This window comes from Xanthomonas massiliensis, assembly GCF_900018785.1.
GTDB classification, from domain to species: domain Bacteria; phylum Pseudomonadota; class Gammaproteobacteria; order Xanthomonadales; family Xanthomonadaceae; genus Xanthomonas_B; species Xanthomonas_B massiliensis.
The window spans coordinates 48,882-62,972 of the sequence record NZ_FCOY01000006.1 but is presented as its reverse complement, the minus strand read 5'-3'; the positions used below and the strand labels follow the sequence as shown (position 1 = coordinate 62,972).

The window sequence follows — 14,091 nt, the reverse complement described above, 5'->3', positions numbered from 1 at the left end:
ATCAGCGCGCCGGGCGCCACCGCCAGGCGCAGGGCCTCGGCCGGCGCGGTCTGGGCGCCGCGGCAGGCGCGGCGCAGCAGCGCGTCGAGCCGGTCGGGCGCGCGCAGGCGGTAGTCCAGGAACGCCAGCGCGCGGCGGTTGGCCTGGCGGATGTCCTCGTCCAGGCGCTGCAGGTAGTCCTCGATGCGGTCGATCTCGCCGAGCCGGCGCAGGCTGCGCGACAGCCGCGCCCGCGCCCGTGCCTCGTCGCCGCCGGTGGCGTGCTCGCGGTACCAGGCGGTGAGCGCCTCGGCGCGCCCGCCAGCCTCCAGCGCGCGCGCCATCGACAGGATCGCGCTGCGCCGCGCCAGCGGGTGGTCGGCCTTGTGCAGTTCGGCGTAGTCGCCGATGAAGAACTCGGCGACGTAGCGCTCGAACCACTGCCGCGCGAACTGCGCGGTGCTCTCGGCGCGGCTGAGCTCGGGCATCAGCTCGCGCACCTGCAGGCTCATCGACGACAGCGCCACCAGCAGCCGCCGCGCCTGGTCGGCGGCCTCGTCGAGCACGTCGCCGCCGGCGCGGCCCTCGACCACCTGCTGCAGCTGCAGCTCGACCGAGCGCATGCGCGCGGACACGTAGGTCGGCCCGCGCTCGGCGAACTCCACCAGGGTGGACAGCAGCTGCGCCACCGCCGGCACCATGCTGGCCATCTCGCGCGCGCCGATGCGCTCCTGGCGCAGCCAGCCGGCGCTGCGGAAGCGCTCGTAGATGGCGTTGGCACGCGCGGCCAGCGGCGCGTCGGGCGCGGTGCCGTCCTCGTCCTGCCACGGGTCGTCGGTGAGCAGGTAGCGCTCGAACGCGGCGACGATCTCGCGGCGCTGGAAGCCGTGGCTGGGCGGCACCGGCGCGTCCGGGCCGAAGTACTCGTCGAACAGCCGGCACAGCAGCCGCCAGTAGTGCTCGCGGTTGGGCGAGGCCAGCGGGCCGAACACGCCCTCGGGCACGAGCGCGAACAGCGAGGGCGTGGCGGTGGAAGTCGTCGAAGGGTCCAGCACGAAGATCCGGGCGGCAAAAACCGCTACTTTAGCCGGATCGGCCGGTCCGGGCCCGCCGGCGCCACGGCCCGGCGCCGCAGCGGCCGGCGCGGCTACTCCACCGTCACCGCCTTGGCCAGGTTGCGCGGCTTGTCCACGTCGGTGCCGCGCGCCAGGGCGACGTGGTAGGCCAGCAGCTGCACCGGGATGGTGTGCACCACTGGCGAGAGCAGGCCGGCGTGGCGCGGGGTGCGGATCACGTGCACGCCCTCGGAGGCGCTGAAATTGCTGTCCTGGTCGGCGAACACGAACAGCTCGCCGCCGCGCGCGCGCACTTCCTGCATGTTGGATTTCACCTTCTCCAGCAGGCTGTCGTTGGGGGCGATGACCACCACCGGCATGCGCTCGTCCACCAGCGCCAGCGGGCCGTGCTTGAGTTCGCCGGCCGGGTAGCCCTCGGCGTGGATGTAGGAGATCTCCTTGAGCTTGAGCGCGCCTTCCAGGGCGATCGGGTAGTGCAGGCCGCGGCCGAGGAACAGGGCGTTGTCGCGCTGGGCGAAGCGCTCGGCCCAGGCCACGATCTGCGGCTCCAGGTTCAGCGCGTGCTGCACGCTGCCGGGCAGGAAGCGCAGTTCCTGCAGGCACGCCGCCTCGCGCTCGCCGTCCACGCGCCCGTGCAGCCGGCCCAGCGCCACCGCCAGCTGGAACAGCACGGCCAGCTGGGTGGTGAAGGCCTTGGTCGAGGCCACGCCGATCTCGGCGCCGGCGCGGGTGTAGCAGACCAGTTCGCTGGCGCGCGGGATCGCGCTCTCGGGCACGTTGCAGATCGCCAGGGTATGGCGGTGGCCCAGCGCCTTGGCGTGCTTGAGCGCCTCCATCGTGTCCAGGGTCTCGCCGGACTGGGAAATGGTCACCACCAGGTGGTCGGGGTTGGCGTAGGCGCTGCGGTAGCGGTACTCGCTGGCGATCTCCACCGCGCACGGCAGCCCGGCGATGGCCTCGATCCAGTAGCGCGCGGTCAGGCCGGCGTAGTAGCTGGTGCCGCAGGCCAGGATCTGCACGCCCTCGATGCCGGCCAGCACCTGCGCCGCCTCGCGCCCGAACAGCGTGGCCGGGAAGCCGCCGGCGTCGATCGCCGCCTCGATGGTGTCGGCGATGGCGCGCGGCTGCTCGTGGATCTCCTTCTGCATGAAGTGGCGGTACGGGCCCAGTTCCAGCGAGGCCAGCGACACGTCCGAGACGTGCGCCTGGCGCTGCACCGGGCGGTCCTCGGCATCGAAGAAGCGCACCTCGCGCAGGCGGATCTCGGCGGTGTCGCCCTCCTCCAGGTAGACGATGCGGCGCGTGGCCTGCACCAGCGCCGACACGTCCGAAGCGACGTAGTTGCCGTCCTCGCCCAGGCCGACCAGCAGCGGGCAGCCCTGGCGCGCGCACAGCAGCCGGTCCGGCTCACGGGCATCGACCACCGCCAGCGCGTAGGCGCCGGTCAGCTCCTTGATCGTGCGCTGCAGCGCCACGCGCAGCTCGCCGCACTCGCCCAGGTGGTGGTGGATCAGGTGGGCGATGACCTCGGTGTCGGTCTGCGACTCGAACACGTAGCCCAGCGCCTTGAGCCGCTCGCGCTGCGCCTCGTGGTTCTCGATGATGCCGTTGTGCACCAGCGCCACGCCGTGGCTCACGTGCGGGTGGGCATTGGCCTCGGTCACCCCGCCGTGGGTGGCCCAGCGGGTGTGGCCGATGCCGAGCGTGCCGTGCAGGCGTTCGGCCAGCGCGGCGTGTTCCATCTCCGCGACCCGGCCGATGCGGCGCACGCGGTGGATCCTGCCGTCCTCGACCACGGCCAGCCCGGCCGAATCATAGCCGCGGTATTCCAGGCGCTTGAGGCCCTCGATCAGGAAGGGAACCACATCGCGATCCGCGATCGCGCCGACGATGCCGCACATGGGCCGATGTCCTGCAATGGGAAGCGCGGCATTTTATCCGTGTCCGATCCTGTCCACCGCCTGTCCACTGCCCGGCACCGGGCGGACACGGTGTCCGCGCCCTGTCCGCGGACACGCCGGACACCGCGTCCGCCCGGTTGGCGTCAATGGAATCAATGGCTTGCCGTTGGCACGCAACCTGCGATGAACGGGGCAACCTTCCTCGAGACCCGCCATGATCCGCGACACCTCCGCCCAGGACCAGGTCCTCGCCGCTCCCGCCAACGCACGCTGGAAACGCTGGCTGTGGCCGGCCGCCGCCGCGGTCGTCCTGCTTGCCGGTGCCGGCTGGGCGGTCTCCGGCTGGCTCGGCGGGGCACGCTCGATCGGCGCCGACCGCGTGCGCATCGCCACCGTCAGCCGCGGCGACCTGGTGCGCGACATCGCCGCCGATGGCCGCGTCATCGCCGCCAACAGCCCGGTGCTGTACGCCATCTCCGCCGGCACCGTGGACCTGAAGGTGGTGGCCGGCGACGTGGTCAAGCAGGGCCAGGAGCTGGCGGTGATCGACAGCCCGGAACTGCGCAGCAAGCTGGCCCAGGAAGAGGCGACGCTGGCCGGCCTGGAGGCCGAGGCCAGCCGCGCCGCGCTGGATGCCACCCTGGCCCGCGCCGAGGCCGGCAAGCTGACCGACCAGGCCCAGATCGAACACCAGGCGGCCGCGCGCGACCTGCAGCGCTACCAGCGCGGCTTCGACGGCGGCGCGGTCGCCCAGGTCGACCTGGCCAAGGCCCAGGACGGCCTGAAGAAGGCCGACATCGAGCTGCAGCACGCCAGCCAGGATGCGCGCCTGAAGAGCCAGGCCGGCGAACTGGACGCGCGCAACAAGCGCCTGCTCGCCGACCGCCAGAAGTCGGTGGTGGTCGAGGTCCAGCGCCAGGTCGATGCACTCACCCTGCGCGCGCCCTTCGACGGCCAGGTCGGCCAGGTGCAGGCGGTGCCGCACACCCAGGTCGCCGCCAACGCGCCGGTGCTGGGCGTGGTCGACCTGTCCAAGTTCGAGGTCGAGATCAAGGTGCCGGAGAGCTTCGCCCGCGACCTGGCCATCGGCATGCCGGCCCAGCTCACCAGCGGCAGCGGCGAGCCGTTCCCCGGCGAGATCTCGGCGGTGTCGCCGGAAGTGGTCAACGGCGAGGTCACCGCGCGCATCCGCTTCTCCGACAAGCAGCCGCCGGGCCTGCGCCAGAGCCAGCGCATGAGCGCGCGGGTGCTGCTGGGCACGCGCAAGAACGTGCTCAAGGTCGAGCGCGGCCCGTTCGTGGAGCAATCCGGCGGCCGCTATGCCTACGTCATGGACGGCCACAACGCGGTGCGCCGGCCGGTGCAGCTCGGCCTGTCCAGCCTGGGCGAGGTCGAGATCCTGTCCGGCCTGCAGCCCGGCGACCGCGTCGTGGTGTCCGGCAGCGACCTGTTCGGCGACGCCGAGCGGGTGAGGATCAGCCGATGATCCGCGCCGCCCCGCTTCCACCCCGGAGCGCCAGCGCCCCGCCAAGGCAATGCGTTCTCTCCCGCCCACCGGCCCACCGGCCGTACCGCTCCCGGGTGGCTTTCTCTGCGCTGTTCCCCTCCCTTGCCTCCACTGCTTCCATTGCCCACGAAGGAAACCGACATGCTTGAGATGCGCCAGGTATCCAAGGTCTACCGCACCGAACAGGTGGAAACCCACGCCCTGCGCCAGCTGGACCTGCACGTGAAGGAAGGCGAGTTCGTCGCCGTCACCGGCCCGTCCGGTTCCGGCAAGACCACCTTCCTCAACATCGCCGGCCTGCTGGAGACCTTCACCAGCGGCACCTACCTGCTCGATGGCCAGGACGTGAGCCACCTCGGCGACGACGCCCGCTCGCGCCTGCGCAACGAGAAGATCGGCTTCATCTTCCAGGGCTTCAACCTGATTCCCGACCTGAACCTGTTCGACAACGTGGACGTGCCGCTGCGCTACCGGCGCATGCCCGCGGCCGAGCGCAAGGCGCGCATCGAGGACGCGCTGGGCAAGGTCGGCCTGGGCTCGCGCATGCACCACTACCCGGCCGAACTGTCCGGCGGCCAGCAGCAGCGCGCGGCCATCGCCCGCGCCCTGGCCGGCAGCCCGCGCCTGCTGCTGGCCGACGAGCCGACCGGCAACCTGGACACGCAGATGGCACGCGGCGTGCTGGAGCTGCTGGAGGAGATCAACGCCGCCGGCACCACGATCGTGATGGTCACCCACGACCCGGAGCTGGCCGCGCGCGCGCAGCGCAACGTGCACATCGTCGACGGCCAGGTCACCGACCTGGTGCGCGAGCCGGTGCTGGTGGAGACCGAGACCGTGATCGTGCAGACCTCTCCCCGGCCCTGAGGCACGCCCATGCTCGCCTACTACTTCCGCCTGGCCCTGCGCAGTTTCCGCCGCAACAAGGTGCTGACCGTGCTGATGGTGCTGGCCATCGCGCTGGGCATCGGCGCCAGCATGACCACGCTGACCGTGTTCCACGTGCTGTCCGGCGACCCGATCCCGGGCAAGAGCGAGCGTCTGTTCCGGGTCCAGCTCGATCCGGAGACGAAGGATGGCTACAAGCCCGACCAGGAGCCGCAGCGCGACCTCACCCGCTTCGACGCCGAGGAGCTGCTGCGCCAGCACAAGGCCAAGCGCCAGGCGCTGATGACCGGCGGCGGCGGCGCGGTGGAGCCGGAGAACAGCACCCTCAAGCCGTTCGTGCTGAGCATGCGCTACACCAGCGCCGACTTCTTCCCGATGTTCGACACGCCCTTCCTCGCCGGCCGGGGCTGGACCCGGGCCGACGACGATGCGCATGCGCGGGTGGCGGTGATCACCCGCAAGCTCAGCGAGAAGCTGTTCGGCACCGACGACAGCGTCGGCCGCCAGGTGCGCGTGGAAGGCAACGGCCTGCGCATCGTCGGCGTGCTCGAGGACTGGGACCCCAAGCCGCACTTCTACGACGTCAATGTCGGCCGCTACAACGCCGACGAGCAGGTGTTCGTGCCGTTCACCACGGCGATGGACCTCAAGCTCGGCCGCAACGGCAACATGAACTGCTTCGGCCGCGAGGTCGTCAACGACACCCTGGCGGTCAACGCACCCTGCGCCTGGCTGCAGTACTGGGTGGAACTGGACAGTGCCGGGCAGGCCAGCGACTTCAAGGCCTACCTGGACAACTACTCCGAGCAGCAGCGCGCGGCCGGCCGCTTCGAGCGCCCGGCCAACACCCGCCTGCGCGACGTGATGGCGTGGCTGGACTACAACCGGGTGGTGCCGAGCGACGTGCGCCTGCAGATGTGGCTGGCCTTCGGCTTCCTGCTGGTGTGCCTGGTCAACACCATCGGCCTGATGCTGGCCAAGTTCCTGCGCCGCAGCGGCGAGATCGGGGTGCGCCGCGCGCTCGGTGCGCGCCGGCTGGAGATCTTCAAGCAATGCCTGGTCGAGGCCGGCACGATCGGCCTGGCCGGCGGCATCCTCGGCCTCGGCCTGGCCGAGCTGGGCCTGCTGGCGGTGCGCCATCGCCCGACCGGCTACGCGCAACTGGCGCACCTGGATGCCTCGATGCTGCTGCTGACCTTCGCGCTGGCCATCGTCGCCAGCCTGCTGGCCGGCACCCTGCCCGCCTGGCGCGCGATGCAGATCACCCCGGCCGTGCAACTCAAGTCGCAGTAAGCCGCCCAGACCCTCCGGAGACATCCATGGAAATCCGTCCGATCCTTTCCTCGCTGCGCCGCCATCGCACCGCCGCCGCGCTGATCGTGCTGGAGATCGCGCTGAGCTGCGCGATCGTGAGCAACGCGCTGTTCCTGGTGGCCCAGCGCGTGGAGGCCCTGCACCGGCCCAGCGGCATCGCCGAGCACGAGCTGCTGCAGATCCGCCTCGGCGGGGTCGGCACGCAGGCCGATGCCGACGCCCGCAGCCGCGAGGACCTGGCCGCGCTGCGCGCGGTGCCGGGCGTGGCCAACGCGGCCATCGTCAACCAGGTACCGTTCCAGCACGGTTCGTGGAACACCTCGCTGTCCAACACGCCCGACCAGGAAGTGCCCACCCTCAATGCGGCCCAGTACATGGTCACGCCCGGCACGCTGGACACCTTCGGCCTGAAGCTGGCCGCCGGCCGCGACTTCAACGCCGAGGAGTACAAGGACGGCTCGATCCTGGAGCAGGCCACCGACATCAAGAGCCTGAGCGGCCCGATCATCGTCAGCGAGACGACGGCCCGCAAGCTGTTCCCGGACGGTGGCGCCAACGCCGCCATCGGCCGCACCGTGTACATGGCCAACATCCCGCTGACCATCGTCGGCGTGGTGCAGACGCTGACCCGGCCCAACGACGGCAACGGCGAGTGGAACGACTCCATGCTCCTGCCGATCCGGCTCAACTACGACATCGGCGGCTTCTATCTGGTGCGCGTCACCGACCCGGCGCGCCGCGCCGAGGTGCTCAGGAACGCGGTCGCGGCGCTGGAGAAGGTCGATCCCAACCGCCTGGTGCTCGACCAGCAGCCCTACGACGACATCCGCAACGACTACTTCGCCAGCGACCGCGACATGATCGGCCTGCTGATCGCGGTCAGCGTGCTGCTGCTGGCGGTCACCGCGCTGGGCATCGTCGGCCTGGCCAGCTTCTGGGTCCAGCAGCGCACCAAGCAGATCGGCATCCGCCGCGCGCTCGGCGCCACCCGGAGCCAGATCCTGCGCTACTTCCAGACCGAGAACCTGCTGCTGGCCACGGTCGGCATCGCCGCCGGCATGGTGCTCGCCTACGCCATCAACCAGCTGCTGATGAACAAGTACGAGCTGCCGCGCCTGCCGCTGTACTACCTGCCCATCGGCGCGGTGCTGCTGTGGCTGCTGGGCCAGCTGGCCGTGCTCGGCCCGGCGCGCCGCGCCGCGGCGGTGCCGCCGGCGGTGGCCACGCGCAGTGCCTGACCGCCGACCGAAGGAACCCTGCCATGAAAGCCCTTCCCATCGCCCTGTCCGCCCTGCTGCTGGCACTGCCGGCCGCCCGGGCCGCCACCGTCACCCACCACGCCTCCAGTTCGCACCACAGCCACCTGCGCGTCGACGACGACACCCTGGACTGGCAACGCGACGGCCGTGCCCTGCGCCTGCACGACACCGGCGCCGGGGTGGCGGTGACCGCGGTGCAGCCGGACGGCTGGCTGGGACTGCACGACGGCGATGTCATCGCCGCCGTCGACGGCCGCGCGACGTCGCGGATCGCGCAGATGCGCCAGCAGCTGGCCGGCCTCGGCGACCAGGCGGCGCGACTGGCCGTGCGTGCCGCCGGCGGCGCCCGGCGCGAGGTGCGCCTGGCCCACGACGACTATGCGCCGTGGCTCCCGGGCGCGCCGATGCCGGTGCCCCCGGCGCCACCGGCGCCGCCCGCCCCTCCGGTCCGTTGACGCGGGATCGCCGATGTTCGCCTACTACCTGCAACTGGCGCTGCGCAGCCTGCGCCGCAACCGGGCGCTGACCGCGCTGATGGTGCTGGCCATCGCGGTCGGCATCGGTGCGGCGATGACCACGCTGACCGTGTTCCACGTGCTCTCCGGCGACCCGATCCCGGGCCGCAGCGACCGCCTGTTCTACGTGCAGACCGACCCGCGCCCGCTCGGCAGCTACCGCCCCGGCGATCCGCCGTCCCCGCAGATGACCCGCTACGACGCGGAAACCCTGCTGGCGCAGAAGCGTGGCAAGCGCCAGGCGATGATGTCGGCCGGCTCGGTGGCGATCGAGCCGGACACGCAGGGGCTGACCCCGTTCAACGCCGAGGCGCGCTACACCTCGGCCGACTTCTTTCCGATGTTCGGCGTGCCGTTCGCGCAGGGCCGGCCCTGGACCGCGGCCGAGGACGAGGCCCATGCGCGCGTGGCGGTGATCAGCCGCGCGCTGGCCCGCAAGCTGTACGGTGCCGGCGCGGCGGTCGGCCGCACCCTGGCGCTCAACGGCACCGGTTTCCGCGTGATCGGCGTGCTCGACGGCTGGAACCCGAACCCGCGCTTCTACGACCTGACCAACCAGCAGTACGGCGAGGTGGAGGACGTGTTCGTCCCGTTCTCCACCTCGCGCGACCTGCGCATGGGCGCGACCGGCAGCCTGAGCTGCTGGGGCAGCGCGAGCGCGGACGATCCGGAAGGCGACTTCGGGCGCGACGCGCGCTGCGCGTGGGTGCAGTACTGGGTGGAGCTGGCGGACCCGGCGCAGGCCGGCGACTACCGCGCCTACCTGGCCAACTACGCCGGCCAGCAGCGCGCCGCCGGCCGCTACCAGCGGCCCGCCAACGTCGCCCTGTACGACGTGATGGGCTGGCTGGACCACAACCAGGTGGTACCGGCCGACGTGCGCCTGCAGCTATGGCTGGCCCTGGCCTTCCTCGGCATCTGCCTGCTCAACACGGTGGGCCTGATGCTGGCCAAGTTCCTGCGCCGCAGCGGCGAGATCGGGGTGCGCCGCGCCCTGGGCGCGACCCGTCGCGCGATCCTCGCCCAGTGCCTGGTCGAGGCCGGCATGGTCGGCCTGGCCGGCGGCATGATCGGCCTGGCCCTGGCCGGCGCCGGCCTGTGGCTGGTACGCCGGCAGCCGGCCGACTATGCCCCGTTCGTGCACCTGGACACGCCCATGCTGCTGGCGACCTTCTGCCTGTCCATCGCCTGCAGCCTGGCCGCCGGCCTGCTGCCGGCGCTGCGCGCGATGCACATCGCGCCGGCCATCCAGCTCAAGTCGCAGTGACGCGCCCGCGCGCCTTCCGGAGACGACCATGCAACTGCGCCCCATCCTGTCCACCCTCGGCAAGCATAAAATCGCCTCGCTGCTGATCATTCTGGAGATCGCCGCGAGCTGCGCGATCGTGTGCAACGCGCTGTTCCTGGTCGGCGAGCGCATCGCCCGGGTGCAGCGCCCGTCCGGCATCGACGAGACCCACCTGGTCGCGGTCAAGACCAACGCCGTGAACCGCGACGACGATGCGGTGGCCGTCACCCGCGCCGACCTGGATGCCCTGCGGGCACTGCCGGGCGTGCGCTCGGCGGCGATCGTCGGCATGGTGCCGTTCGGCAGCTCCAGCTGGAGCAGCGGCATCAAGCTGGCGCCCGACCAGGACGGCAGCTCGGCCAACGCGCCCAACTACATGGTGGGCGAGGACGGGGTGCGCACGCTCGGCCTGCAGCTGGTGGCCGGCCGCGATTTCGCCGCCGACGAATACGTCGACACCGCCGGCGTCAGCGACGACGCGCTGGTCTTCCCGTCGGTCATCCTCAGCCAGCCGCTGGCCCATCGGCTGTTCCCGGACGGCCAGGCAGTGGGCAGGTCGATCTACGTGTTCGGGTCCACCCCGCACCGGGTGGTGGGCGTCGTGGAACGGCTGGTGCGCCCGCGCGACGACGACCGGCCGGCCACCTACGGGGACGCCATGCTATTCCCTGGCCGGCCCAGCTACGTCGAGGGCACCTACCTGCTCAACGTCGCCGACCCGGCGCGCCGCGAGGCGGTGCTGGAGGCGGCCAAGCAGGCGCTGGCCGCGCACGGCCCGCTGCGCATCCTCAGCCAGCGCCAGAGCATCACCCTGGAGGCCCTGCGCCAGCGCTACTACCGCGCCGACCGCGCCATGGCCTGGCTGCTGTCGGGCGTGAGCGGCCTGCTGTTGCTGGTCACCGCGCTGGGCATCGTCGGCCTGGCCAGCTTCTGGGTGGCCCAGCGCACCAAGCAGATCGGCATCCGCCGCGCCCTCGGCGCCACCCGCGGCGACATCCTGCGCTACTTCCAGACCGAGAACTTCCTGCTGGCCGGCATCGGCATCGTGCTGGGCATGGTGCTGGCCTACTCGCTCAACCTGCTGCTGATGAGCCGCTACGAGCTGCCGCGCCTGCCGTGGTTCTACCTGCCACTCGGCGCGGCGCTGCTGTGGGGCCTGGGCCAGCTCGCCGTGCTCGGCCCGGCGCGCCGCGCCGCCGCGGTGCCGCCGGCGGTGGCCACGCGCACGACGTGATCGCGCCCTGCAGCGACGCCCTCCTTCGCCCCTGTCCGGAGTCCCGATGTTCAGCTACTACGTGCACCTGGCCATCCGCAGCCTGCGCCGCAACCCGGTCCTGACCACCCTGATGGTGCTGTCGATCGCGATCGGCATCGGCGCGACCATGACCACGCTGACCGTGTTCCACATCCTGTCCGGAGATCCGCTGCCGGGCAGGAGCCGGCAGATATTCATCCCGCAGCTGGACCCGCGCCCGGACAACCAGCCCGGCCAGCATCCTTTCGACAAGCTGGACTACACCACCGCCATGGACCTGTGGCGGGCGCGACGCGCGGACCGCCAGGCCGTGGTGGTGGACAGCCAGGTCAAGCTGCGCGCGCCCGAGACGGGCCGCCCGGCGCTGATGCTGCAGATGCTGTCCACGGATGCGGACTTCTTCCCGATGTTCCAGGTCCCGTTCGCCTACGGCAGCGCCTGGAACGCGCGCGACGACGAGGACCGTGCCCGGGTCGCGGTGATCTCGGCCGACCTCAACGACACGCTGTTCGGCGGCCGCGACAGCGTCGGGCGCAGCCTGCTGGTGCGCGGCAGCGCGGTGCGGATCGTCGGCGTGCTCGGGCGCTGGCGGCCGTCGCCGCAGTTCTACACGCTGGCCGGCGGCGGTTTTGCCCATGGCGACACCGCGGAGTTCTATGCCAGGCCGCAGGACGTGTTCATGCCGCTGTCCACCAGCCTGGAGGTGAACGGCGACCACTTCCAGCCCTGGACGTGCTTCGCCAAGCCGTCGATGCCGTTGAACCTGCCCAGCGCCCCGTGCGTGTGGCTGCAGCTGTGGGTGCAGCTGGAAACGCCGGCCAAGGTCGCCGGCTACCGCCGCTTCCTCGCCGACTACGCCGCCCAGCAGAAGGCGTCCGGGCGCATCGGCCGCAGCGACACCGCCGCGCTGCTGTCGTTGCCGCAATGGCTGGACCACAACCGGGTCGTGCCCGGCGACGTGCGCCTGCAGAGCTGGCTGGCCCTGGCCTTCCTCGGCCTGTGCCTGTTCAACACCGTGGGCCTGCTGCTGGCCAAGTTCCTCCGGCGCGGCGGCGAGATCGGCGTGCGCCGCGCGCTGGGCGCGTCCAGGCGCGCGATCGTGGCCCAGTGCCTGACCGAGGCGGGCCTGATCGGCCTCGTCGGCGGGACCCTGGGATGGCTGCTGACCCTGCTGGGCCTGTGGGCACTGCGCCAGCAGCCGGTCGCCTACGCCGACCTGGCCCACCTGGACGTGTGGACCTTTGCCGGCACCTTCCTCATGGCGCTCGCCTGCAGCGTCGCCGCGGGCCTGTTCCCCGCCTTCCGCGCCAGCCGCATCGCACCGGCGATGCAACTGAAGACATTGTGAGGCCGCCCATGCACCTGGACATCAAGCCCATCTTCTCCGCGCTGGGACGCCATCGCATCGCCACCGCGCTGATCGTGATGGAAATAGCGCTGGCCTGCGCGGTGTTGTGCAACGCCGCGTTCCTCATCGGCAACCGCCTGGCCCTGGTGAGGCTGGACAGCGGCATCGACGAGGCATCGCTGGCTACGGTCGTGCTGTTCGGGTGCGACGAGTGCAGCAACACCGACCTCAATGCCCGCGTACTCGGCGCGCTGCGCCGGATCCCCGGCGTGCGCGCGGCCGGCACCGTCAATACCGTGCCCTTCGCCCCGCCCGCGGGCAACAGCGGCATCTGCCTGGACCAGGCGTGCCACCACGTCGGCGGCGCCGTTCCCCACTTCTACCTGGCCGACCCGGGCGCCGTCGATGCCCTGGGACTGCGGCCCTCGGAGGGGCGCCCGTTCTCCGACGACGATTACCAGGCGGTCGAGGGCTTCATGCCCACGTCCGCCGGCGTGTGGATCACCCGCGCGCTGGCCGACCACCTCTGGCCCGGCCAGCCCGCGCTGGGCAAGGAATTCTGGGCCGATGGGCACTTCCACGTCGTCGGCGTGCTGGAACACCTCGCACGCCCCGACCCCGGCCGCAGCGAAGACGGGGCGGCAGGCGGCGACTGGTCGGTGGTGGTTCCGGTCCGCGAGGAGTCGCAATCGGGCATCTACGTGCTGCGTGCCGATCCCCGCGACATGCCGCAGGTGGCCATGGCCGCGCGCACGGCCATGGCACGCGACGTGCCCGAAGCCGTGCTGGATGGCGAGTACAGCAGGCCTGTCGGCGAACTGCGCCAGCGCTACTTCCAGGGCGACCGCACCATGGCGTGGCTGCTGCTGGCGGTGATCGCGGCGATGCTGCTGGTCACCGCGCTGGGCATCGTCGGCCTGGCCAGCTTCTGGGTGGCCCAGCGCACCCGCCAGATCGGCATCCGCCGTGCACTCGGCGCCACCCGCGGCGACATCCTGCGCTACTTCCAGACCGAGAACTTCCTGCTGGCCGGCGCCGGCATGGCGCTCGGCATGGTGCTGGCCTACGCCGGCAACCAGTGGCTGATGCGCCACTTCGAGCTGCCGCGCCTGCCGTGGTTCTACCTGCCGCTCGGCGCGGCGCTGCTGTGGGGCCTGGGCCAGCTGGCCGTGCTCGGCCCGGCGCGCCGCGCCGCCGCGGTGCCGCCGGCGGTGGCCACGCGCAGCACCTGAGGACCGATGCCATGCCGACCGCCTGCCCGCCCATCCGGGCCATGACCAAAGCCCGCCCGGCCTGCCTGCTGGCCGCCGCCCTGCTGTGCGGACACGCGTTTGCACGGCCGTCCGCGCCGGCCGATGCCGACCTGCAGGCCACCATCGCCGATCTGGACGAGGCCGTGTTCGATGCCTTCAACCGGTGCGCCGACCCGGCCGAGCTGCAGCGCCACGCCGGCTATTTCGACCCGGGCGTGGAGTTCTACCACGACACCGGCGGGGTGACCTGGACCCGCGAGGCGATGCTCGCCAACACCCGCCGCCATGCCTGCGGCCGCTACACCCGCGAGCGGGTGCCGGGCACGCTGCAGGTGTATCCGGTACCGGGCTTCGGTGCGATCGCGCAGGGCCGGCACCGCTTCTGCCAGTCCGATACGCACACCTGCGACGGCCTGGCAGACTTCGTCATCGTCTGGCGCCTGCGCGAGGGGCGGTGGCAGATCACCCGGGTCCTGAGCTTCGGCCACCGCACCGCCCGCGACTAGCC

Annotated in this window: 11 protein-coding genes and 1 pseudogene; 10 read left to right on the top strand and 2 right to left on the bottom strand. The window is 71.7% G+C overall.

What is annotated here, in order from left to right; all coding sequences use genetic code 11:
* Nucleotides 1-8 precede the first annotated feature (8 nt).
* Both BN3794_RS16800 and glmS read right to left on the bottom strand, forming a co-directional pair.
* Nucleotides 9-881, bottom strand: a pseudogene (locus BN3794_RS16800) (Wadjet anti-phage system protein JetA family protein); the annotation flags it as partial.
* A gap of 245 nt (nucleotides 882-1,126) precedes the next feature.
* Entirely contained in the window at nucleotides 1,127-2,956 is a 1,830-nt protein-coding gene (gene glmS / locus BN3794_RS03635; RefSeq protein ID WP_066093549.1) for a glutamine--fructose-6-phosphate transaminase (isomerizing), read from the bottom strand.
* Between the two features lie 214 nt (nucleotides 2,957-3,170).
* Between glmS and BN3794_RS03630 the strand changes: the two genes are divergently transcribed.
* From BN3794_RS03630 to BN3794_RS03585, 10 genes are all read left to right on the top strand, one after another.
* On the top strand, nucleotides 3,171-4,442 hold the full coding sequence (locus tag BN3794_RS03630; protein ID WP_066093545.1) for an efflux RND transporter periplasmic adaptor subunit: 1,272 nt from the start codon (nucleotides 3,171-3,173) through the stop codon (nucleotides 4,440-4,442).
* Between the two features lie 162 nt (nucleotides 4,443-4,604).
* Nucleotides 4,605-5,330: an ABC transporter ATP-binding protein gene (locus BN3794_RS03625; protein ID WP_066093541.1), complete on the top strand. Its 726-nt coding sequence runs from the start codon at nucleotides 4,605-4,607 to the stop codon at nucleotides 5,328-5,330.
* A 9-nt stretch (nucleotides 5,331-5,339) separates the two neighbouring features.
* A complete protein-coding gene (locus BN3794_RS03620; protein WP_066093538.1) occupies nucleotides 5,340-6,644 on the top strand; it encodes an ABC transporter permease in 1,305 nt (434 codons plus the stop codon).
* A 26-nt stretch (nucleotides 6,645-6,670) separates the two neighbouring features.
* Nucleotides 6,671-7,903 carry an ABC transporter permease gene (locus tag BN3794_RS03615; RefSeq protein ID WP_066093536.1) on the top strand — a complete coding sequence of 411 codons (1,233 nt, stop codon included), beginning with the start codon at nucleotides 6,671-6,673 and terminating at the stop codon, nucleotides 7,901-7,903.
* 23 nt (nucleotides 7,904-7,926) lie between these two features.
* The gene (locus BN3794_RS03610) at nucleotides 7,927-8,379 is read left to right on the top strand and encodes a PDZ domain-containing protein (protein ID WP_066093533.1); all 453 of its coding nucleotides are present in this window, start codon (nucleotides 7,927-7,929) and stop codon (nucleotides 8,377-8,379) included.
* A 13-nt stretch (nucleotides 8,380-8,392) separates the two neighbouring features.
* A complete protein-coding gene (locus BN3794_RS03605) occupies nucleotides 8,393-9,706 on the top strand; it encodes an ABC transporter permease (RefSeq protein ID WP_066093530.1) in 1,314 nt (437 codons plus the stop codon).
* A gap of 28 nt (nucleotides 9,707-9,734) precedes the next feature.
* Nucleotides 9,735-10,961 carry an ABC transporter permease gene (locus BN3794_RS03600; protein ID WP_066093526.1) on the top strand — a complete coding sequence of 409 codons (1,227 nt, stop codon included), beginning with the start codon at nucleotides 9,735-9,737 and terminating at the stop codon, nucleotides 10,959-10,961.
* Nucleotides 10,962-11,007: 46 nt separating this feature from the next.
* A complete protein-coding gene (locus BN3794_RS03595; protein ID WP_066093524.1) occupies nucleotides 11,008-12,330 on the top strand; it encodes an ABC transporter permease in 1,323 nt (440 codons plus the stop codon).
* Nucleotides 12,331-12,344: 14 nt separating this feature from the next.
* The gene (locus tag BN3794_RS03590; RefSeq protein ID WP_066096931.1) at nucleotides 12,345-13,562 is read left to right on the top strand and encodes an ABC transporter permease; all 1,218 of its coding nucleotides are present in this window, start codon (nucleotides 12,345-12,347) and stop codon (nucleotides 13,560-13,562) included.
* 41 nt (nucleotides 13,563-13,603) lie between these two features.
* Nucleotides 13,604-14,089 (top strand): nuclear transport factor 2 family protein, encoded by a 486-nt coding sequence (locus BN3794_RS03585; protein ID WP_187128037.1) that lies wholly within the window; start codon nucleotides 13,604-13,606, stop codon nucleotides 14,087-14,089.
* The last annotated feature ends 2 nt before the right edge of the window (nucleotides 14,090-14,091 follow it).

Excerpts from the sequence above, each read along its gene's own strand:
- glmS (WP_066093549.1), bottom strand. The coding sequence starts at position 2,956 with ATGTGCGGCATCGTCGGCGCGATCGCGGATCGCGATGTGGTTCCCTTC.
- BN3794_RS03630 (WP_066093545.1), top strand. The coding sequence starts at position 3,171 with ATGATCCGCGACACCTCCGCCCAGGACCAGGTCCTCGCCGCTCCCGCC.
- BN3794_RS03625 (WP_066093541.1), top strand. The coding sequence starts at position 4,605 with ATGCTTGAGATGCGCCAGGTATCCAAGGTCTACCGCACCGAACAGGTG.
- BN3794_RS03620 (WP_066093538.1), top strand. The coding sequence starts at position 5,340 with ATGCTCGCCTACTACTTCCGCCTGGCCCTGCGCAGTTTCCGCCGCAAC.
- BN3794_RS03615 (WP_066093536.1), top strand. The coding sequence starts at position 6,671 with ATGGAAATCCGTCCGATCCTTTCCTCGCTGCGCCGCCATCGCACCGCC.
- BN3794_RS03610 (WP_066093533.1), top strand. The coding sequence starts at position 7,927 with ATGAAAGCCCTTCCCATCGCCCTGTCCGCCCTGCTGCTGGCACTGCCG.
- BN3794_RS03605 (WP_066093530.1), top strand. The coding sequence starts at position 8,393 with ATGTTCGCCTACTACCTGCAACTGGCGCTGCGCAGCCTGCGCCGCAAC.
- BN3794_RS03600 (WP_066093526.1), top strand. The coding sequence starts at position 9,735 with ATGCAACTGCGCCCCATCCTGTCCACCCTCGGCAAGCATAAAATCGCC.
- BN3794_RS03595 (WP_066093524.1), top strand. The coding sequence starts at position 11,008 with ATGTTCAGCTACTACGTGCACCTGGCCATCCGCAGCCTGCGCCGCAAC.
- BN3794_RS03585 (WP_187128037.1), top strand. The coding sequence starts at position 13,604 with ATGACCAAAGCCCGCCCGGCCTGCCTGCTGGCCGCCGCCCTGCTGTGC.